This is a genomic window from Streptacidiphilus sp. PB12-B1b, from assembly GCF_014084125.1.
GTDB lineage: Bacteria > Actinomycetota > Actinomycetes > Streptomycetales > Streptomycetaceae > Streptacidiphilus.
In genome coordinates, this window is record NZ_CP048405.1 from 7,050,956 (window position 1) to 7,070,182 (window position 19,227).

General features: G+C 73.4%; 17 protein-coding genes and 2 tRNA genes. 7 read left to right on the forward strand and 12 right to left on the reverse strand.

Going from position 1 to position 19,227, the window contains the following annotated elements; all coding sequences use genetic code 11:
• Positions 1-24 precede the first annotated feature (24 nt).
• The 3 genes from glmU to GXW83_RS30665 form a co-directional block, all read right to left on the reverse strand.
• Positions 25-1,539, reverse strand: a complete 1,515-nt coding sequence (gene glmU / locus GXW83_RS30655; RefSeq protein ID WP_182446271.1) for a bifunctional UDP-N-acetylglucosamine diphosphorylase/glucosamine-1-phosphate N-acetyltransferase GlmU — start codon at positions 1,537-1,539, stop codon at positions 25-27.
• 160 nt (positions 1,540-1,699) lie between these two features.
• A tRNA-Gln gene (locus GXW83_RS30660) sits at positions 1,700-1,772 on the reverse strand.
• Between the two features lie 46 nt (positions 1,773-1,818).
• Positions 1,819-2,661, reverse strand: a complete 843-nt coding sequence (locus GXW83_RS30665) for a hypothetical protein (protein ID WP_182446272.1) — start codon at positions 2,659-2,661, stop codon at positions 1,819-1,821.
• A 206-nt stretch (positions 2,662-2,867) separates the two neighbouring features.
• On the opposite strand from GXW83_RS30665, the gene GXW83_RS30670 reads away from it, so the two are divergent.
• Complete coding sequence (locus tag GXW83_RS30670; protein WP_182446273.1) at positions 2,868-3,851, forward strand: acyl-CoA desaturase; 984 nt, start codon at positions 2,868-2,870, stop codon at positions 3,849-3,851.
• 7 nt (positions 3,852-3,858) lie between these two features.
• Positions 3,859-4,572, forward strand: a complete 714-nt coding sequence (locus GXW83_RS30675) for a TetR family transcriptional regulator (protein WP_370466809.1) — start codon at positions 3,859-3,861, stop codon at positions 4,570-4,572.
• Between the two features lie 33 nt (positions 4,573-4,605).
• Here the strand turns inward: GXW83_RS30675 and GXW83_RS30680 are convergent, their stop codons facing one another.
• Both GXW83_RS30680 and GXW83_RS30685 read right to left on the reverse strand, forming a co-directional pair.
• Positions 4,606-4,983, reverse strand: coding sequence for a VOC family protein (locus GXW83_RS30680; protein WP_182446275.1), 378 nt, complete (start codon positions 4,981-4,983; stop codon positions 4,606-4,608).
• 10 nt (positions 4,984-4,993) lie between these two features.
• Positions 4,994-5,797, reverse strand: a complete 804-nt coding sequence (locus GXW83_RS30685) for a trans-aconitate 2-methyltransferase (protein WP_182446276.1) — start codon at positions 5,795-5,797, stop codon at positions 4,994-4,996.
• Between the two features lie 122 nt (positions 5,798-5,919).
• On the opposite strand from GXW83_RS30685, the gene GXW83_RS30690 reads away from it, so the two are divergent.
• The 4 genes from GXW83_RS30690 to GXW83_RS30705 all read left to right on the forward strand — a co-directional run bounded on the left by GXW83_RS30690 (position 5,920) and on the right by GXW83_RS30705 (position 10,260).
• Positions 5,920-6,417 carry a MarR family winged helix-turn-helix transcriptional regulator gene (locus GXW83_RS30690; protein WP_182446277.1) on the forward strand — a complete coding sequence of 166 codons (498 nt, stop codon included), beginning with the start codon at positions 5,920-5,922 and terminating at the stop codon, positions 6,415-6,417.
• A gap of 179 nt (positions 6,418-6,596) precedes the next feature.
• A complete protein-coding gene (locus GXW83_RS30695) occupies positions 6,597-7,508 on the forward strand; it encodes an SGNH/GDSL hydrolase family protein (RefSeq protein ID WP_225447345.1) in 912 nt (303 codons plus the stop codon).
• 125 nt (positions 7,509-7,633) lie between these two features.
• Positions 7,634-9,415, forward strand: coding sequence for a phosphatidylglycerol lysyltransferase domain-containing protein (locus GXW83_RS30700; RefSeq protein ID WP_182446278.1), 1,782 nt, complete (start codon positions 7,634-7,636; stop codon positions 9,413-9,415).
• A 50-nt stretch (positions 9,416-9,465) separates the two neighbouring features.
• Positions 9,466-10,260, forward strand: a complete 795-nt coding sequence (locus tag GXW83_RS30705; protein ID WP_182446279.1) for a hypothetical protein — start codon at positions 9,466-9,468, stop codon at positions 10,258-10,260.
• A gap of 7 nt (positions 10,261-10,267) precedes the next feature.
• Here GXW83_RS30705 and GXW83_RS34605 read toward each other — a convergent pair whose 3' ends face one another.
• The 6 genes from GXW83_RS34605 to GXW83_RS30735 all read right to left on the reverse strand — a co-directional run bounded on the left by GXW83_RS34605 (position 10,268) and on the right by GXW83_RS30735 (position 18,244).
• Positions 10,268-10,933, reverse strand: a complete 666-nt coding sequence (locus GXW83_RS34605; RefSeq protein WP_370466901.1) for a LuxR C-terminal-related transcriptional regulator — start codon at positions 10,931-10,933, stop codon at positions 10,268-10,270.
• Between the two features lie 651 nt (positions 10,934-11,584).
• Positions 11,585-13,570: a PD40 domain-containing protein gene (locus GXW83_RS30715; protein WP_182446281.1), complete on the reverse strand. Its 1,986-nt coding sequence runs from the start codon at positions 13,568-13,570 to the stop codon at positions 11,585-11,587.
• Positions 13,571-13,713: 143 nt separating this feature from the next.
• Positions 13,714-14,925, reverse strand: coding sequence for a galactokinase (gene galK, locus GXW83_RS30720; protein WP_182446282.1), 1,212 nt, complete (start codon positions 14,923-14,925; stop codon positions 13,714-13,716).
• Positions 14,926-14,968: 43 nt separating this feature from the next.
• Entirely contained in the window at positions 14,969-15,940 is a 972-nt protein-coding gene (gene galE / locus GXW83_RS30725) for a UDP-glucose 4-epimerase GalE (protein WP_182446283.1), read from the reverse strand.
• The gene (gene galT, locus GXW83_RS30730) at positions 15,937-17,052 is read right to left on the reverse strand and encodes a galactose-1-phosphate uridylyltransferase (protein WP_182446284.1); all 1,116 of its coding nucleotides are present in this window, start codon (positions 17,050-17,052) and stop codon (positions 15,937-15,939) included. The genes galE and galT overlap by 4 nt, the downstream gene beginning before the upstream one ends.
• Before the next feature lie 523 nt (positions 17,053-17,575).
• Positions 17,576-18,244 (reverse strand): response regulator transcription factor, encoded by a 669-nt coding sequence (locus GXW83_RS30735; RefSeq protein WP_182446285.1) that lies wholly within the window; start codon positions 18,242-18,244, stop codon positions 17,576-17,578.
• Positions 18,245-18,425: 181 nt separating this feature from the next.
• Between GXW83_RS30735 and GXW83_RS30740 the strand changes: the two genes are divergently transcribed.
• Positions 18,426-19,088, forward strand: a complete 663-nt coding sequence (locus GXW83_RS30740) for a nucleoside/nucleotide kinase family protein (RefSeq protein ID WP_225447347.1) — start codon at positions 18,426-18,428, stop codon at positions 19,086-19,088.
• Between the two features lie 53 nt (positions 19,089-19,141).
• Here GXW83_RS30740 and GXW83_RS30745 read toward each other — a convergent pair.
• Positions 19,142-19,214: transfer RNA gene (locus GXW83_RS30745), tRNA-Thr, on the reverse strand.
• Between the last annotated feature and the right edge of the window lie 13 nt (positions 19,215-19,227).

Genomic DNA, 19,227 nt, shown 5'->3' on the forward strand with positions numbered 1-19,227 from the left:
CGCGGCGCTCGGATGTCCACCAGGTTACGCGTCGGGAGCGGCTTCCGTCGCCTCCGGGTCGGCCGCCGGGGTGCTGACGGAGGCGTTCGCGGGGGCGCTCCCGGCGCGCGCGGCGGCCGCCGCCTCCGCCGCGGCCGTCCCCGGGCGCTTGCGCTCGACCCAGCCCTCCACATTGCGCTGCTGCGGCCGGGTGACCCCGAGCGCACCGGCCGGAACGTCCTTGTAGATGACCGATCCGGCGGCCGTGTAGGCCCCGTCCCCGACCGTCACCGGGGCCACGAACATGTTGTCCGAACCCGTCCGGCAGTGGCTTCCGATGGTCGTACGGTGCTTGTTCACGCCGTCGTAGTTGACGAACACCGAGGCCGCGCCGATGTTGCTGCCCTCGCCGATGGTGGCGTCCCCCACATACGTGAGATGCGGCACCTTGCTGCCGTCGCCGACGACCGCGTTCTTCATCTCCACGTACGTCCCGGCCTTCGACCGCACCCCCAGCACCGTGCCCGGACGCAGGTACGCGTACGGCCCGACCTGGGCGCCCTCACCGATGACCGCCTGGTCGGCTGTGGCATTACTCACATGCGCTCCGGCACCCACCCGGGTGTCCTTGAGCGTGCAGTTCGGCCCGACCTCGGCCCCGGCCGCGATGCTGGTCGCACCCTGCAGCTGGGTGTTCGGGTGGATCAGCGCGTCCGGCTCGTACGTCACCTGGACGTCCAGCCACGTCGTCGCCGGGTCCACCACGGTGACCCCGGCCCGCATCGCGGAGTCCAGCAGCCGGTCGTTCATGATCCGCCGGGTCTCCGCCAGCTGCACCCGGTCGTTGATCCCGAGGACGTCCCGGAAGTCCGCCGCCACCAGCGCGCCCACCCGGTGCCCGGCCTCGCGCAGGATGCCGAGGACGTCGGTCAGGTACTCCTCGCCCTGGCTGTTGTCGGTGCGCACCTCGCCCAGGCCCTGCGCCAGCAGCTTGCCGTCGAAGGCGTACACGCCGGAGTTGATCTCGGTGATCGCCCGCTCGTCCTCGCTGGCGTCCTTGTGCTCGACGATCGCCCGCACCTCGCCGGCCGGGCCGCGCAGGATCCGGCCGTAGCCGGTGGCGTCCGGCACCTCGGCGGTCAGCACCGTGACGGCGTTGCCGTCGGCGGCGTGCGCCCCGGCCAGGCGGCGCAGGGTGTCGGCGGTGAGCAGCGGGACATCGCCGTAGCTGACCACGACCGTGCCGTCCAGCACGGTGCCCTCGGCGGCCAGCGCCTCCAGCGCGACCCGGGCGGCGTGCCCGGTGCCCTTCTGCTCCTCCTGCACGACGACCCGGACACCCGGGTCGATCTCGGCGAGGTGCGCGGACACCTGCTCCCGCATGTGCCCGACGACGACCACGAGGTGGTCGGGCGTCAGCTCCCGGGCGGCGGCGACGGCATGCCCGACGAGGCTGCGCCCGCAGAGCGGATGCAGGATCTTCGGCAGGACCGCCGACTTCATCCGGGTGCCCCCGCCGGCGGCGAGGACGATGACAGCGGCCGGGGGGGTCGGGCTCACGGGTGGTGGCTCCTCGGCGTCACGGGGTGGTGGAGGGAAGAATGCGCTCCGGGCCACCACTACCGCAGGGGGTATCGCACAGGCGTGCCCGAACGGTTCGAGGATAGCGGGGTCGGTTCGACCGATGACCAGGCCGGGCCGGTCAGGCGTCGAACACAAGCTCCGCTGCTAGGACTCGAACCTAGACCGAACGCCACCAAAAGACGTCGTGCTGCCAATTACACTACAGCGGATCATTTGTCAAGCGGAGAATATTTCTCCTCTCGGAACGCTCATAGCCTACGGCTTCCGGCGCTTCGTCTCCAACACCAATCCGCCCCACCAGCCCTCGATGCGCCGATACAGATCGGCGCTCCCGAGAACGTTGATGACGAGACATCCCCGATAGTCCTCACCGGTGTTCTTGCGCACCGTCAGGGGGTTGTGCCTCTTCAGCGTGGGACGCCGGAGTTCGGCGACGTCCACGCCGACCAGGTCGGCCCAGAACCCCTGGGCCCCGTCGACGTCAGCGGACTCGTGGATGTGCACGCGGAAGCGGAGCCGCGACCGGTCCACGCCGAGCAGGTCCAGCCAGGCCAGGTAGACCGTGATCACATCGGGATCGCTGTTGATCAGCGCCACGGACTCACGACGGGCGTACGCCTTGTCCTTTGTGCCCTCCGCCCAGTACAGCACCACGCCCATGACGAACAGTTCCCGGTCGCTCACGTCCCCGATCGACGCGGCCGCAGCCTCCTTGGCGGTCCGCCGCTCCGCGTCGCGCAGCCGCCGCAGCGGCTCCCACCGCGCCTCCGAGGCCCGCCGGGCAAGCTCCTCGCGGGTGAACCGCGGCGGCGGCTTCGGCAGATCCCGCACCCACAGCGACACCGAACTGCGCGACACCCCCAGTGCCTCCTCGATCTCGTCGTACGTCCGCCCCTCGCGCCGCAGCCGGCGCGCCTGCTCGCGGAGGTCGTCCTTGGCGTTGGGCCGCCTGGTCCATTCGGGCGGTGGTTCGCCCGCGAGCATGCGGGTGAGCCGGTCGTTGTTCCAGATCTTCAGCTCGTCCCTGATCTGACGGCGGCTCATGCCGCCCCGCCGCAGCGCGACCGCCTGCTCCCGCAGGGCCTCTTCGGTGTCCATACGAACCACTCTGGGCGCGGCCGTCCGGGCGCGGGCCGGACAGCCGCCCGCATCACTCGTTCGAGTGATGGTGTGCTCATCGCTCCGGCACGCTCGCCGCGATTGGACGCGCACGGAGCGGGGCAATCAACCTACGATGCCGTAGGTTACGGAACCGTAGGCAGGCCCCCGCCCCTTACCCCTCCCAGGCCGCGAGGTAGCGAGACATGACCACTCAACCCGCTGACGAGAACGGCGCGCCCGCCGCGACGGCCGTCCTGTCACAGCCGCGCCCGCCGTCCGCCGCCCCGGCCACCCGCGGCGGGGAGACCAAGGGCTTCGCGGAGCAGTTCGCGCTCGGGTCCTTCATCGTGGTGCCGTTCCTGGCGCTGCTCGCCGCCGTCCCGGTGGCCTGGGGCTGGGGGCTGGGCTGGCACGACGTGGTGATCATGGTGGTGATGTACTTCACCGCCTGCCACGGCATCACCATCGGCTTCCACCGGTTCTTCACCCACGGCTCGTTCAAGGCCAACCGGGCGCTCAAGATCGCCCTGGCGGTGGCCGGCAGCCTGGCCATCGAGGGTCCGGTGGTGCGCTGGGTGGCCGACCACCGCAAGCACCACCGCTACTCCGACAAGGAGGGCGACCCGCACTCCCCGTGGCGCTACGGCGAGTCCGTCCCCGCCCTGCTCAAGGGCCTGTGGTGGGCGCACATGGGCTGGCTGTTCGACGAGGAGCAGACCCCGCAGCAGACCTACGCGCCGGATCTGGTGGGCGACCGGGACGTCTCCTGGGTGTCGCGGCAGTTCGCCTTCTTCACCGCGACCTCGCTGCTGCTCCCGCCGCTGGCCGGCGGCCTGTGGTCGTGGTCCTGGCAGGGCGCGGTGACGGCGTTCTTCTGGGGGTCGCTGGTGCGGGTGGCGCTGCTGCACCACGTGACCTGGTCGATCAACTCGATCTGCCACGCCTCCGGGCGGCGTCCGTTCAAGTCCCGGGACCGCTCCGGCAACGTGGCCTGGCTGGCGGTGCTGTCCTGCGGCGAGTCCTGGCACAACCTGCACCACGCGGACCCGACCTCGGCCCGGCACGGGGTGCTGCGCGGGCAGGTGGACTCCTCGGCCCGGCTGATCCGCTGGTTCGAGCTGGCCGGGTGGGCGCGGGACGTCCGCTGGCCGAGCCCGGAGCGGGTCGAGGCGCGGCGGGCGGCATGATGGTCCTGTGAGTGACAGCAGCGGTGGTTCAGGGGGCGCGGGGAGCTCGGCGGTCCCCGCGAAGGCGGCACGCGCGCGCAGGGCCCCGGCGGCGGGAGGACGCACGGCCCGGGTGCGGATGAGCGGGAAGCAGCGCCGGGAGCAGTTGCTGGACGTGGGCCGGATGCTCTTCGCGGAGCGGGGCTACGAGGCGACGTCGGTGGAGGAGATCGCGGCGCAGGCCGGCGTGTCCAAGCCGGTGGTGTACGAGCACTTCGGCGGCAAGGAGGGGCTGTACGCGGTCGTGGTCGACCGGGAGATGCAGCTGCTGATGGACATGGTCACCGGGTCGTTGACCGGCGGGCACCCCCGGGAGCTGTGCGAGGAGGCGGCGTTCGCGCTGCTGGACTACATCGAGACGTCGACGGACGGCTTCCGGATCCTGGTGCGGGATTCGCCGGTGGCGCAGTCGACGGGGACGTTCGCCTCGCTGATCAACGACATCGCCACCCAGGTGGAGGACATCCTGGGGCACGAGTTCAAGTCGCGCGGGTACGACCCGAAGCTGGCGCCGATGTACGCGCAGATGCTGGTGGGGATGGTGGCGCTGACCGGGCAGTGGTGGCTGGACGTGCGGAAGCCGGTGAAGGCCGAGGTGGTGGCGCACCTGGTGAACCTGGCCTGGCACGGCCTGGAGGGGATGGAGCGGCGTCCGCAGCTGGTGGGGCGGCGCAAGAACTAGCCGCCCGGGCCCGCCCGGGCCCCCCGCACGCGCCTATCCGGCGGGCTTCCGGGCGACGGGTTCGAGGAACTCGATGCGGTTGCCGACCGGGTCGTGGGAGTAGAAGCGGTGGTGGCCGGGGAGGTCGTAGTCCCAGGTGACGGGCGCGCCGAGGGCGGCGATCTGCTTGGCGTAGGCGTGGATGCCGCTGATCCGCAGGGCCGGGTGGGCCTTCCTGGCAGGGGTGAACGGGTCCTCGATGCCGAGGTGGAGCTGGACCGGGCCGGCCTGGAACCAGCAACCGCCGCGGGCGGCGAGCAGCGGGGGCTTGCGGAGCTCGGTCATGCCGAGGATGCCGGCGTAGTAGCCGCGCAGCTGGTCCTCGCTGCCGGCGGGTGCGGCGAGCTGGACGTGGTCGAGGGCGACGATCATGGCCTGTTCCTCAGTTCGCGGCGGGGCGGTCGGTGGCGGGCGTCTCGGTGGCGGGAGCCTTGGTGGCGATGACGAAGATACGGCGGTAGGGCAGGACGGTGCCGTGCGGGGTGGCGGGGTAGGCCCGGTCGAGGAGGGCGGCGTACTGGTCGAGGAAGGCCTCGCGGTCGGCGGGGTCGGTGAGGGCGGTCAGGGTGGGGCGCAGGCCGGTGCCGAGCATCCAGTCGAGGACCGGGCGGTCGCCGGTGAGCAGCTGGAGGTAGGTGGTCTCCCAGGCGTCGACGGTGCAGCCGAGGTCGGTGAGCAGGTGGAGGTAGTGGGCGGGCGGGTGGACGGCGGGGGTGTGCACCGGGGGGAGGTGGGCCCAGCGGGGGGTGGCGCGGAGGTCGGCGAGGAGGGTGTGGCTGGGCTGGTCGAAGTTGCCGGGGACCTGGAAGGCGAGGGTGCCGCCGGCGGGCAGGGCGTCGATCCAGCGGGGGAAGAGGCGGGTGTGGTCGGGGATCCACTGGAGGGCGGCGTTGGAGAGGATGAGGTCGGCGTCGGGGCGGTGGGTGGTGATGTCGCCGGGCTGGACGTCGATGTCGGGGTGGTCGTGGCGGGCTTGGCGGATCATGGCGGGTGAGTTGTCGATGCCGGTGATCCGGGCGCGGGGCCAGCGCCGGGGGAGGGTGGCGGTGGTGTTGCCGGGGCCGCAGCCGAGGTCGACGACGCGCTGGGGGGTGCCGGGGATGCGGGCGACGAGGTCGTGGAAGGGCCGGCTGCGGTGGTCGGCGTGGCGGAGGTACTGGGCGGGGTCCCAGGTGTCGGTGGTCATGGTGGCTCCAGGGGTGGACGGGTCCAAAGTATCTCGATATCAAGATACTTTCAGTGTGCTCGCGTCTGTTTCTTGATGTCAAGAGACTTCACATCGACACATCCACCGATACACTGATCTCCATGGAGGACGAGGTCGACCGGCTGGTCATGGCGTGGCGCCGCGAGCGCCCGGACCTCGACGTGGAGCCGCTGGAAGTGCTGAGCCGGGTCAGCCGGCTCGCCCGGCACCTGGACCGGGCGCGCCGTACCGCCTTCGCCGAGCACAGCCTGGAGCCGTGGGAGTTCGACGTGCTCACCGCGCTCCGCCGGACCGGCGCGCCCTACCAGCTGTCCCCCGGGCAGCTGCTGACGCAGACTCTGGTGACCTCCGGCACCATGACCAACCGGATCGACCGCCTGGCCGGCAAGGGCCTGGTCCAGCGGCTGCCCGACCCCGGCGACCGCCGGGGCGTCCTGGTGCGGCTGACCGAGTCCGGGCAGCACCGCGCGGACGAGGCGCTGGCGGGGCTGCTGGCCCACGAGCGGGCGCTGCTGGCGGAGCTCTCCGCGGCCCAGCAGGCCGATCTGGCCGGGCTGCTGCGGCAGTTGGTCGCGCCGTTCGACAACCTCCCGGAGTAGCCCGCCCGGCCGCGCCCACGGCCACGGCGGCAGCACGGGCCTGATCGCGCGTCCCCTGACCGCATGTCTTTTGATCACGTGTCTGCAGAAGTCTTGCCAAGGGCTACTCACCGGTTGCCATACTCCCTGGAACCGGGGGCCGCATCCGAACGCGGCGCCCCACTGAGGGGGTCCCACTCGTGCTCAGCACCTCCCGCACCGCCCGCTGTCTCATGGGCGTCGCCTCCGCGGCCCTGGCCGCGGCCGCGCTGACGGGCGCCACGGCGCCGGCCGCCGTCGCGCACAGCACCACCGCACCGGACGCACACGGCTCCACGCACCACGCCCCGGACTACTACGTCTCCCTCGGCGACTCCCTCGCCGCCGGATACCAGCCGAACGCGGGCGGCAACACCGACGAGTCCTACACCGACCAGCTGTACGCGCGGCTCAGGAAGCACGACCCGAACCTGGTGCACGTCAAGCTCGGCTGCAGCGGCGAGACCACCCAGACCATGATCAGCGGCGGGATCTGCTCCTACGCCGGGGCCTCCTCGCAGCTGGACGCCGCGGTGAAGTTCCTGGACGCGCACAAGGGCCAGGTGTCGTACGTGACCCTGGACATCGGCGCCAACGACGTCGACGGCTGCACCACCGCGACCGGGCTGGACATGGCCTGCGCCGAGCAGGGCATCGCCACCGTCGCCGCCGAGCTGCCGCAGATCGCCGGGGCCGTGCACAAGGCCGGCGGCGCCACGCCGCGGTACGTCGGCATGAACTACTACGACCCCTTCCTCGCCGCCTGGCTGACCGGCGCGGCCGGACAGCAGCTGGCGAAGGATTCGGTGACCCTGTCGACCGGCTTCAACGCCGCCGTCCAGGCCGGGCTGCACAGCTCGGGCTTCCAGCTGGCGGACGTCTCCCGGACCTTCGCCACCGACGACTTCGGCCGCCCGGTGACGCTGCCCGGCATCGGCCGGGTGCCGCTGAACGTGGCCCACGTCTGCGAGTGGACCTGGGAGTGCACGCCGTACCACAACATCCACGCCAACACGCTGGGCTACGGCGTCATCGCCAACGTCTTCGAGCGCGTGCTGGAGGGCCGCCGCTGAGGCGCCTTCCCGGCCGTACGGCCGCAGCAGAGCCCGCCCCCGCCGTTCGGGGGGCGGGCTCTCCGTTTTCCGGAGGACCAGAAAGGAGAAAACTGTATGCAACTATAAAGATCCTCTGATAAAGGATGGGGAGGGACGTGTCCTCCGAAACTGTGACGAACAGCTCCGGTGTCTGGCGTGTGCGGGCGGGCGCCGTGGCCGTCTGGTACCTGCGGATCGCCGCGCTGCTGAACTTCGTCGGAGCCGTCTCCGCCCCCTTCCGCAGTCAGGTCACCCGGCACAACACCGGCGACTTCTTCACCCCGTACCTGCTCAGCGCGGGCTTCACCTCGGGCGCGCTGGCACTGTTCATGGCGGTCATGCTGCGCCGACGCAAGCGGGCCGCCTGGCTGTTCAACGTGGTGCTGGTGAGCCTGTACCTGCTGGTGGTGGTGCTGTTCCTGGCGGTCTACCCGCAGGCCAAGGGGCTGTGGTTCAACTGGATCTCGCTGGTGCTCACGCTGGCGCTGCTGATCGCGCTGGTGGTCGGCCGCCGCGAGTTCCGGGCCAAGGGCGACCGCTCCAATCCGCTGCTGGCGCTGGCCGCGCTGATCGGCGGCGGCGCGGTGGCCGTGCTGCTGGGCACCGCGCTGGTGTCGGCGACGGACACCGCCAGCGGCTCGACCCTGTGGGACCGGACCAGCTACACCCTGATGCGGGTCTACACGCTGGCGCCCTCGGGCAGCCGCTACGACGACATCGTGACCCCGCACTGGGTGGACATCAGCATCAACGTGATGAGCGTGCTGATCTTCCTGCTGGTGCTGTACGCGCTGTTCCGCGCCCCCAAGGGCAAGGAGTACCTGGCCCCGGAGGACGAAGCGCGGCTGCGCGAGCTGCTGGACAAGAACGGCGAGCGGGACTCGCTGGGCTACTTCGCGCTGCGCCGTGACAAATCGGTGCTGTTCTCGCCCTCCGGCAAGGCCGCCGTGGTGTACCGGGTGGTCGGCGGGGTGTCGCTGGCCTCGGGCGACCCGATCGGGGACGTCGAGGCGTGGCCCGGCGCGATCGAGCGCTGGCAGGCGCAGGCCCGCGAGCACGCCTGGGTGCCGGCGGTGATGGGGGCCAGCGAGGAGGGCGGCACGGTCTATTCCCGGCACGGGCTGAACGCGCTGGAGCTGGGCGACGAGGCCATCGTCGAGGTCGACGAGTTCACCCTGGAGGGGCGCGCGATGCGCAACGTCCGCCAGGCGCACAAGAAGGTCGGGCGCGCCGGTTACACCGTCCGGGTGCGCCGCCACGCGGACATCCCGGACGACGAGATGGACACCCTGCTGCAGCGCGCCGACCACTGGCGCGACGGCCAGACCGAGCGCGGCTTCTCGATGGCGCTGGGCCGGCTGGGCGATCCGGACGACGGCCAGTGCGTGATGCTGGAGTGCCGTGACGGCACGGGCGAGCTGCGGGCCCTGCTCAGCTTCGTGCCCTGGGGCCGCGACGGCCTGTCGCTGGACCTGATGCGGCGGGACCGGGAGTCCGACAACGGCCTGCTGGAGTTCATGGTGATCGAGCTGATCGGTCAGGCCAAGGTCCTCGGCTTCGAGCGGGTGTCGCTGAACTTCGCCATGTTCCGGGCCGTCTTCGAGCGCGGCTCGAAGCTGGGCGCGGGGCCGGTGCTGCGGATGTGGCGCTCGGTGCTGCTGTTCTTCTCCCGCTGGTGGCAGATCGAGTCCCTTTACCGGGCGAACGCCAAGTACCGGCCGATCTGGGAGCCCCGCTACCTGCTGTTCGAGCGCAGCGGCGACCTGCCGCGGATCGGCCTGGCCTCGGCGCGGGCCGAGGGCTTCATCACCACGCCCAGCCTGCCCAGCCTGTTCAAGCGCCGACACAGCCGCGTCCCCGAGGCGGGCGTGGCGCAACGGATCTAGCGTGGATGCAGGGCCCCGGCGGGAGGCCCCGGCGGGAACGGAGGAGCGGCGTGAGCAGCAGCCGACCCGGCGCCTCCGACACCGGCACCCTGCGTGACCGGTGCCGACGGTACGTGGTGCGGGCGGCCGACGCCGAGTGGGGCGCGCTGTTCCGGGCGGTGCGCGGTGCGCTGCTGCGGCGGCGCTGGGCGGCGGTTCCGCTGACGCTGGTGGCGACGGCGGCGGTGCTGGTGTTCCAGGTGGTTCAGCACTCGGCGGGCGGGGCGGCGCTGGTGGGACGGATCGGGGTGGTCCAGGCGTCGCTGCCGCTGTGGCGGGAGCTGCTGCGCACTCCCCTGTCGCTGTTCGTGCCGGCGCCGGATCTGCCGGTGTGGGGTGCGGCGGCGCAGGTGTTCCTGGTGTTCGGGATCGCGGAGCTGGCGCTGGGCCGGTGGCGGACGCTGGCGGTGGCCTACCTGGGGTCGCTCGCCGGGACGCTGTACGCGCGCAACGGCGTCCGGCTGGGGCCGGGGAGCCCGTTCGGGCTGCCGCCGGTGGACGCGCTGGTGCGGGACACCGGCCCGTCGGCGGCGGTGGTGGCGCTGGCCGTCTGCGTGGCCTGGCGCTACCGGGCCTGGGTGACCGGGGGCGCGGTGGTGCTGGGGATGGTGCTGGAGGAGGCACTGCTGCCGAACCTGGCCGGGGCCGAGCACCTGTGCGCGATCGCGTGCGCGCTCGCGGTGTCCGGCTACGGCGAGGTGGTGGGGTGGCAGTGGGGGCGGACGGCGAGCGCGCTGCGCAGCGTGCTGGCGGTGGGTCCGCTGACGGAGCAGGTCCGGCGGACGTCCCGGGCGGCGGCGGCCTAGCCGGGCGCTAGTCGGCCGGGCCGAGGCCGGCCCGCCGGGCCAGGGCGACGGCGGCGAGGGTGGAGTGGACGCCGAGCTTGCCGAGGACGTTCTGCATGTGGGTGCGGACGGTGTGCGGGGAGAGGTAGAGCCGGTCGGCGACGGCCTGGCGTCCGAGCCCGGCGACCATGCACCGCAGAACCTGGCGCTCGCGCGGGGTCAGCGACTCGACCAGCCGTTCGCTCTCGGTGCGGTCCCGGCGGGCGGCGGTCAGCTCCCGGACCACACCGGTGAGCAGCAGCGGCGGGATGTGCGTCTCGTCGCGCAGGACGCCGCGGACGATGGCGGTGAGCCGTCCCAGCGAGCTCTCCTTGGCGACCCAACCGCTGGCGCCGGCCTGGAGGGCGCGGACGGTGCGGCGCGGGTCGTCGTCGGCGGCGGCCAGGACGATGACCCGGAGCTGCGGGTGGGCGGCGCGGGCGCGGGCGGCGAGGGCGATGCCGTCGCCGGTGTCGGCGAGGGTGCGCGGCTCGCGGCCGTCCCCGTCGCGGTCCTGGGCGGCGCGGTCGGGCCGGGGTGCGGGGAGGTGCGCCGCGCCGGGGACCGGGGTGGCGGCGGGCGTGGCGGCGGCCGGGGTGGCGGGGGCGATCCGGGCGACGGTCGCGGGTCGGCGCTGGGCGGGCAGCGGGAGCACGGCGCGGGTGGTGGCCGTGCGGGGCCGGTCGGGGCGGTGCGGCCCGGCCGGGTCGTCGCGTCCGGGGGCGGTGGCGGCCCGGCTCGGCGCCGCAGGGCCCTGGCCGCCCGGGCCGTGCCCGGGGCCGCTGCTGTGCCCGGGGCTGCTGCCGTGCCCGGGGCTGTGCCCGGTGCCGTGCCCGCCGCCGATGGGTGCGGCCGGTGCGGGCGGCGGCGTCGCGGTCCGGGCCGGGTCGGCGATCGGGGGGAGCTGCGGTCCGGGGCCGAGGTCGGCGTCCACCAGCAGGACCTGGAAGGGCCGGTTCTCGGCGGCGGCGCGGTCCAGGGCGCGTTCGGCCGTGGACGTGCCTCCGGCCGCGGCCACGTCGATATCGGGCTCGGCCGCGAGAGCGGTGGCGAGTGCCTCCGCGAAGATGCGGTGCCCGTCGGCGACCAGGACCCGGATACGCCCCACAGCTCACCCCTTAGTGCGGCACCGGCCCCCCGCCGCTCCGCAGACCCAGGGTAGGGCCAACGGAGCGTCCACAGCATGGGAAGCGCGGGACCGCAATCGTTCCGAAGGGCGATCGTGCCCGGCCCGAGCCCCGCCGTCCAGGGGGTCGACGCCCCGGGCCCGGGGGGCTCGGGGCGTCGACGGTCCGCCGGGCCGGGGTCAGCCGGCGGCGGTGGTGCTCTGCGGGTCGCTCAGCCGGGGCTGCGGCGCGGTGGCCGCGGCGCGGATCGGGGCGGGCAGTTGCCCGGTTCCGGTCGCGGCCGTACGCACCGTCGGCAGCGCCGGGGGCCGGCCGTTGGGCACCTTGACCAGCTCGGTGCCGGCGGCGGCCACGGAGTCCTCGATCTCGTACAGGGTGTTGCCGGGGAAGCCGGCGGTCCCGTAGATCTGGACGCTGTTGACGGACGCCGACTCGTGCTCCAGGAAGGCGACGGTGTCCGGCGACAGGTACTTCGGCGAGGTCCACACCAGCGGGCCGTAGGTGGCGGCGGCGGAGGCCGCGACCGCGCCGTCCTGCCAGCCGGTGTTGTTGGCGACGGTGGCCTCGCCCTCGCCGCCCCACCAGAAGTCGGCCAGCGCGAAGGAGAGGGTCTCGCCGTTGCTGCTGTTGTCGACCGTCCAGAAGTACCAGACCTTGTGCAGCGCGGTGGTGTGCTCCAGCGCGTAGATGCTGCGGCCGCCGACCGCCACCAGGTGGGTGGAGGACGGGTTGAGGCCGTTCATGTAGGAGGCGATCGAGCCGGGCAGGCCCCAGGTGCTGTTGAGCAGGACGACCAGGCGGCCGTGGTAGCCGCCGCTCCCGGCGGTGGCGGCCGCGGACAGCGCGGTCCGGTAGTCCATGTCGTCGGCGAGGACGATCCAGGTGGGCGCGGAGGTCGTGGCCCGGGCGGTGGCGACCGACTCGTCGGAGGGGTTGCCCGCGCTGATCCGGTCGACCTTGTAGCCGAGCGCCTGGACCTGGGCGGCGACCCTGGCGGACAGCTCGGAGGTGCTGCCCTCCAGGTAGACCGTCCAGCCCTGGTGCAGCGAGCGCTTCAGCTCGTTGGCGGCGGCGGTGTCCAGGGAGCCGCCGGAGGTCATCAGCAGCGGGCCCTGCTTCTCGGCGGCCAGCGCCACCGCGGCCGGGGCGTCGCCCTGGTCCGAGCGGTTGACCAGCACCGCGTTGAACGCGGTGACCAGCCCGGCCTTGCTGGTGCCGGCGGCGTTGTAGTCCCAGCGGGAGGCGGCGTCGTCGGTGCCCAGGCCGCCGGTGCCGTAGATGTCGAACAGCCCGTTCTGCTGCGCCTGCACCGGCTGCCAGACCGGGTCGGTGCCCGGGGCGACGGTGACCGGCGAGGCTCCGGCGACGCCCAGGGCCAGCGTCTTGACGACCTGGTCGGCGGCGGCGGGTTCGTAGCTGGCGTACGCCAGGGTGTGCCCGTCCGGCGACAGGCTGGCGGACTGGACGCCGTTGGGGTCGTCGGTCAGCTGGACGGCGGTGCCGGTGCCGTTGGCCTTGATCGCGTACGCCTGGGCCGGCTGGCCGTCCACCTGGCGCAGGAACAGCAGCGTGGAGCCGTCGGCGGAGTAGACCGGCTGGTAGGCGTTGCCGACGAGTTCGGCGGCCTTGCCGGTGCCGGTGCTGTACGTCCAGATGTTCTGCGTCCCGCCGTTGGTGCTGCGGGCGAAGGCGACCAGGCCGGTGGGCGAGACGTCGGGCTGGGTGTCCTGGTCCGAGGCGGGCTCCGTGCTGCTGTTCATCAGCCGCACCGGGGCACCGACGGCGTCCGAGGTCTGGGCGTAGATCTGGCCGTCGGCGTCGGTCAGCAGGTCGCTGCCGCTCCAGCCGAAGGCCGCGTCGTCGGCGTTGCCCTGGGCGGGCGTCAGCTGGAAGGCGGAGCTGCCGTCCGGCCGGCTGCTGGCGAGCACGCCGTTGACGGCGGAGGCCACCCGGCTGCCGTCCGACGACCAGGCGACCCGTCCGAACGAGCCGTAGGAGAGGGCGGGCAGCAGGCGCTCGCCCGAACCGTCGCTGTTGATCACGGCGGCCTCGCCGGAGCTGGTCCGGAAGGCCAGCACGCCGGCGGCCGGGGTCGCCGCGTGGGCGGCGGTGGCGCCGAGCGTGCCGACGATGCCCGCCGCCAGGGTGGCGGCGGACGAGAGCACCGCGAGAGAGCGGCGCGAACGAAGTATCAAAATTCCCCCAGATTCGGGCACGTACTGTGCGGCTGCCCGCCGGAACTCCTGCATTCGGGACCATGGCAGCCGGGTCATGCTAGCGGCGTCCGCCACCGCCGCGATACCGCAATTCAGAGCAGCCGCCGGGCGCCCGCCGAGGGCACCGCGGCGAAGGAGCGCGGGGACTTCCAGCCCTCGGCGGCGAAGGCGTCGGCGACGGCGTCGGCGATCCCGTCGGCGGCGCCCTCCTCGGCCAGGACCACCACCGAGCCGCCGAAGCCGCCGCCGGTCATCCGCGCGCCGAGCGCGCCCGCGGCGTTGGCCGCGGCCACCACCAGATCGGTCTCGGCGCAGGAGACCGCGAAGTCGTCGCGGAGCGAGGCGTGGCCCTCGGTCAGGATCGGCCCGACGGCGCGCAGACCGGCCGCGGCGCCGCCGGGGCCGCCGGGGCCGTCGGGGCCGCCGGGGCTTTCCGGCCCGTCTGCGCCGTCCAGCAGGGCGACGACCCGCTCCACCCGGGCGTCCTCGGTGACCACATGGCGGGTCAGCGACCGCAGTTCGCCCGCCGGCAGCTGCTCCAGCGCGGCCTCCAGCTCGGCGTACGGCAGATCCCGCAGGGCGGCCAGGCCGAGCAGGCGCGCGGCGCGCTCGCACCCGGCGCGCCGCTGCGCGTACGCGCCGTCCGCCAGCTCGTGCTTGACCTGGGTGTCCACCACCAGCAGCACCAGCCCCCGGGCGGCCAGGTCCAGCGGCACCTGCCGGGCGCTGAGGTCCCGGGTGTCCAGGAACAGCGCGGCGCCCTCGGTGCAGCAGCTGGACGCCATCTGGTCCATCACCCCGCAGGGCACCCCGGCGAAGTCGTTCTCGGCGCGCTGCGCCAGCAGCGCCAGCCCGGGCCGGTCCAGGCCCAGCCCGTACAGGTCGTCGTAGGCCAGGCCGACGGCGCACTCCAGCGCCGCCGAGGAGGACAGCCCGGCGCCGACCGGCACGTCGCTGTCGACGTACAGGTCGGCGCCGCCCACCCGGTGACCGGCCCGGCCGAGCGCCCAGACCACGGCCGCCGGGTAGACCGCCCAGCCGCCGACCGCCCCCGGCCCCAGCCGGGCCACCTCGACCTCGGTCACCTGCGCGGCCTGGGCGCTGTGCAGCCGCAGCAGCCCGTCGTCGCGCCGGACGGCGGCGACGCGGGTGGCCTGCGGCAGCGCCAGCGGCAGCACGAAGCCGTCGTTGTAGTCGGTGTGCTCGCCGATCAGGTTGACCCGCCCGGGGGCCTGCCAGACGCCGTCCGGGTCGGCGCCGTAGCGGGACCGGAAGCCCTTGACGGCGCTGTCGAGGTGGGACACGGCTGCTCCTCTTCCGGTCCGTGCGGACCGTGTGTGTTACTGGTCAGTCCTGCTGGTCGGGTTCCTGGGCCAGGGCGAAGGCCCAGGCGTCGGCGACGATGCCGTCGAGGTCGGCGCGGCTGGGCTGCCAGCCGAGGACGCTGCGGGCGCGCGCGGCGGAGGCGACCAGGACGGCGGGGTCGCCGGGGCGGCGCTCGGCGGTGACGGCGGTGATGTCGCGTCCGGTGACCCGGCGCACCGACTCGATGACCTGGCGGACGGAGAAGCCGCTGCCGTTGCCGAGGTTGCAGATCAGGTGCTCGCCGGGGGTGGCGGCGGCGACCGCGAGCAGGTGGGCCTCGGCCAGGTCGGCGACGTGGATGTAGTCGCGGACGCAGGTGCCGTCGGGGGTGGGGTAGTCCTCGCCGTAGACGGCGATGTGCGGGCGCTTGCCGAGGGCGGCCTGGATCACCAGCGGGATCAGGTGCGACTCGGGGTCGTGCCGCTCGCCCTGGACGCCGTAGGCCCCGGCGACGTTGAAGTAGCGCAGCGAGACGGCGGCCAGCCCGTGGGCCCGGGCCTCGCTGGTGATCATGTGGTCGACGGCGAGCTTGGTGGCGCCGTAGGGGTTGGTCGGCGCGGTGCGGGCGGTCTCCTCGATGGGGCTGGTCTCGGGCTCCCCGTAGACGGCGGCCGTGGACGAGAACACCAGCCGCCGCACACCGGCCTTGCGCATGGCCGTCAGCAGCTCCAGCGAGCCGGCGACGTTGTTGCGCCAGTACTTCTCCGGGTCCGCGACGGACTCGCCGACCTGGGAGCTGGCCGCGAAGTGCAGCACGCCGTCGAAGGAGCCGTCCAGGAGGTCGGCGGCGTCCTGGATCCGGCCCTGCACGAAGGCTGCACCGGCCGGCACGGAGCGGCGGTGGCCGGTGGACAGGTCGTCGAGCACGACGACCTCGTGGCCGGCCTCGACGAGGTGCGCGCCGACGACCCCGCCGACGTAGCCGGCGCCGCCGGTGACCAGGTATTTGCTCATGGGGAGACCTCTCGTAGGCGCTGTGCCGCCGTCTCCGGCGACACGTCGTTGATGAACACGTCCATGCCGGATTCGGAGCCCGCCAGGAACTTGAGCTTGCCTACGGTACGACGGATCGTGAACAGCTCCAGGTGCAGTGCCAGTTCGCCGCAGTTCCCCGGGCCGGAGCCGACCGGGCTCTGGTGCCAGGCGGCGATGTACGGGGTGCGGTTGCCGGTCCCCTCGAAGAGCCGGTCGAAGCGGCGCAGCAGGTCGAGGTAGAGGGTGCAGAACTCGGCCCGTTCGGCGTCGTTCAGCGCGAGCAGGTCGCCGACCCGGCGGTGGGGGTAGAGGTGCACCTCGTACGGCCAGTGGGCGGCGTAGGGGACGAACGCCGTCCAGTGCTCACCGGCGACGACGACCCGGTCGTCCGGGGTGCCGGCGGCGGCGCGCTCGGCGGCGAGGAGGTCGTCGAAGAGGTTGCGGCCGGTGCGGCGGCGGTGGGCGGCAGCGGCGGCGAGCATGCGCTCGGTGCGGGGGGTGACGAAGGGGTAGGCGTAGATCTGGCCGTGCGGGTGGCCGAGGGTGACGCCGATCTCCGCGCCGCGGTTCTCAAAACAGAACACCTGCTCGATACCGGGCAGTGCGGACAGTTCGGCGGTGCGGTCCGTCCAGGCGTCGAGGACCAGTCCGACCTGCGCGGGCGTCAGGTCGGCGAAGGAGGCGTCGTGGTCGGAGGTGAAGCAGACCACCTCGCAGCGGCCGTTCCCGGCCCGCGCCAGGTGCGGCAGCGCGCCGCTGACGGTCTCGGGGAGCCCGGCACCGGCGGTGGTGAGCGAGGGGAACCGGTTCTCGAAGACGACGACCTCGTAGTCGGCGGCGGGGACCTCGCTCAGCCGGCCGTCCCGGGAGGGGCACAGCGGGCACTCGTCGGCCGGGGGGTGGTAGATCCGGCCCTGCCGGTGCGAGGCGACGACCACCCACTCGTCCAGCAGCGGATCGTAGCGCAGCTCGGAGGCGGTCTCCGTGGAGCCCAGGGGCCTCCGGTCGGGGACGTCCCGGACGGCGTCGTCCCGCGAGTCGTAGTAGATCAACTCACGCCCATCCGCCAAACGGGTGCTGGTCTTCTTCACTCGCTCCACCTTCACACCAACCTGAACCGCATGCCAACACATTCAAACACAATGACTCAGTACCCAACAGATGCAGGGTCGGTGATCTCCCCGACCCCCGAGCGGGGCGCGCAGACGCGCGGACGCGCAGGCGAGAGCGGAGCAGCGGGCGCGGGCCGCGAGGGGAGACGGCCGTGCGCGGGCCGGGCACGGCGGCGCAGGCGCGCAACGCCGGGCAGGCCCGTAGCGCCGCCCAGGCAGGCGGGCGGTGCAGGGCGGCGTGGGGCGGGTGAGCGCGGAACGGCGGGTGCGCTGCGGGCGGACGCGAGCGGACGCGCGCAGCGGGCACCTGAGCCCGGTCCGGCGTGAGCCGCACCGGCGACCGTGTGCGGCCCGGCGGCACCAGTCGGTATCAGGGGCGGCACCGCACCAGCGACCGGCACGTGGTGCATCGCCCGGCGGCCGACCTCCGGCCGCAGGGCGCCGTCCAGCTGCCGACCTCCCGCCCCACGAGGGCCTGCCAGGCGGGCGGCGGGGGCGGCGGTCAGGGTTCTGGGGGGAGGTCCAGTAGGCCGGTGCGGGCGGCGAGGGCGGCTGCTTCGAGGCGGGTGCGGACGCCCAGCTTCATCAGCACCCGCTGCACATGCGTCCGGGCCGTGCTCGGGGCTATCGCCATGCCGTCCGCGATCTCGCGGGTGTCCTCTCCCTCGGCGATCCGTATCAGCACCTGGACCTCGCGGCGGGTCAGCACCCGCAGCAGCCGGACCGCCTCGTCGTCCGGCTCGGCGGCGGGCCGCAGCAGGTGCTCGAAGACCGACTGCAGCAGGTCCGGGGCGATCGCGGCCTCCCCCGCGCGGACGCGCGTCAGCGCCCGCTCGACGACCTCGATCCGCTCGTCCTGCCGCACGTACCCCGCCGCGCCCGCGGCCAGCGCCGCGGCGACCCCGGCCAGGTGCACCACGCCGCCCATGACGACGACGGCGACCTCCGGTCGCTCCCGCCGGATCCGCCGCACCACGTCGAAGGCGGACGGCTCCTCCGGGTGCGCCATGCCCAGCAGGCAGACCTCCGGCCTGCGGTTCACCACCAGCTCCGCGGCCGACCCCACGGGGGTGCCCACGGCCAGGACCCGGTGCCCCCGCAGCCGCAGCGCCGTCGCCAGCGCCTCCGCGAGCAGTCGATGGTCGTCCATCACCACGAGCCGTACGCCCACGGTGGCGCCCCCTCTCACTCGGCCGTTCCCGGCCGTGACGCACCATCACAGCGCATTCCGTGCACGGACCGCCAGCACTTCACCAGGTCGTCCGCATCCGACCGCGCCGCACGGCACCGCCCACCGCCGCCAGACCCCCGCCCGGCCGCCCGCGCCGGAACGGCTTTGGCAGGCTGGACCCATGCCCCCTCTCCCTGGAACCGACGCACTGACCGACGACGCCGCCCGGATGCTCGACCGCCCCGGGCGGCGCCTGCTCGGGCTGTGCGGACCGCCCGCCGCAGGGAAGTCCGTACTCGCCCGTGCCCTCGTGGACGGAATCAACCTACGCCTCGGCACTGACACTGCCGCCTATCTGCCGCTGGACGGCTTCCACCTGTCCAACCGTCAGCTGGAACGACTCGGCCTCGCGGACCGCAAGGGCTCGCCGCCCAGCTTCGACGTCCACGGCTATGTCGCGCTGCTGCGCCGGGTCGGCGGGGTGCCGCCGCCGGAGCACGACGTCTACGCGCCGGACTACGACCGCGCCCTGCACGAGCCGGTCGCCGCGCGGCACGTGATCAGGCCCGGCGTCCGGCTGGTCGTGACCGAGGGCAACTACCTGGGGCTGGACGCCGCCGGCTGGCGCGAGGCGGCGGCACTGCTCGACGGGCTCTGGTACCTGGACGCCCCCGACGACCTGCGCGAGCAGCGGCTGGAGGAGCGGCACCGGGGCAACGGCTCCTCGGCGGAGCGCACCCGCAGCCGGATCGCCGACAACGACCGGCCCAACGGCGAGCTGGTGAAGTCCGCCCGGAGCCGCAGCCACCGGATCATCAGCGCCGGAAGCCACACGATCGGGTGAAGAAACGCCGTAGGCCCCCCGCCACACGGGCGGGGGGCCTACAGTCCTTACCGAGCCCCCATGCGGAATCGAACCGCAGACCTTCTCCTTACCATGGAGACGCTCTACCGACTGAGCTATAGGGGCGAACGAGGAAGAC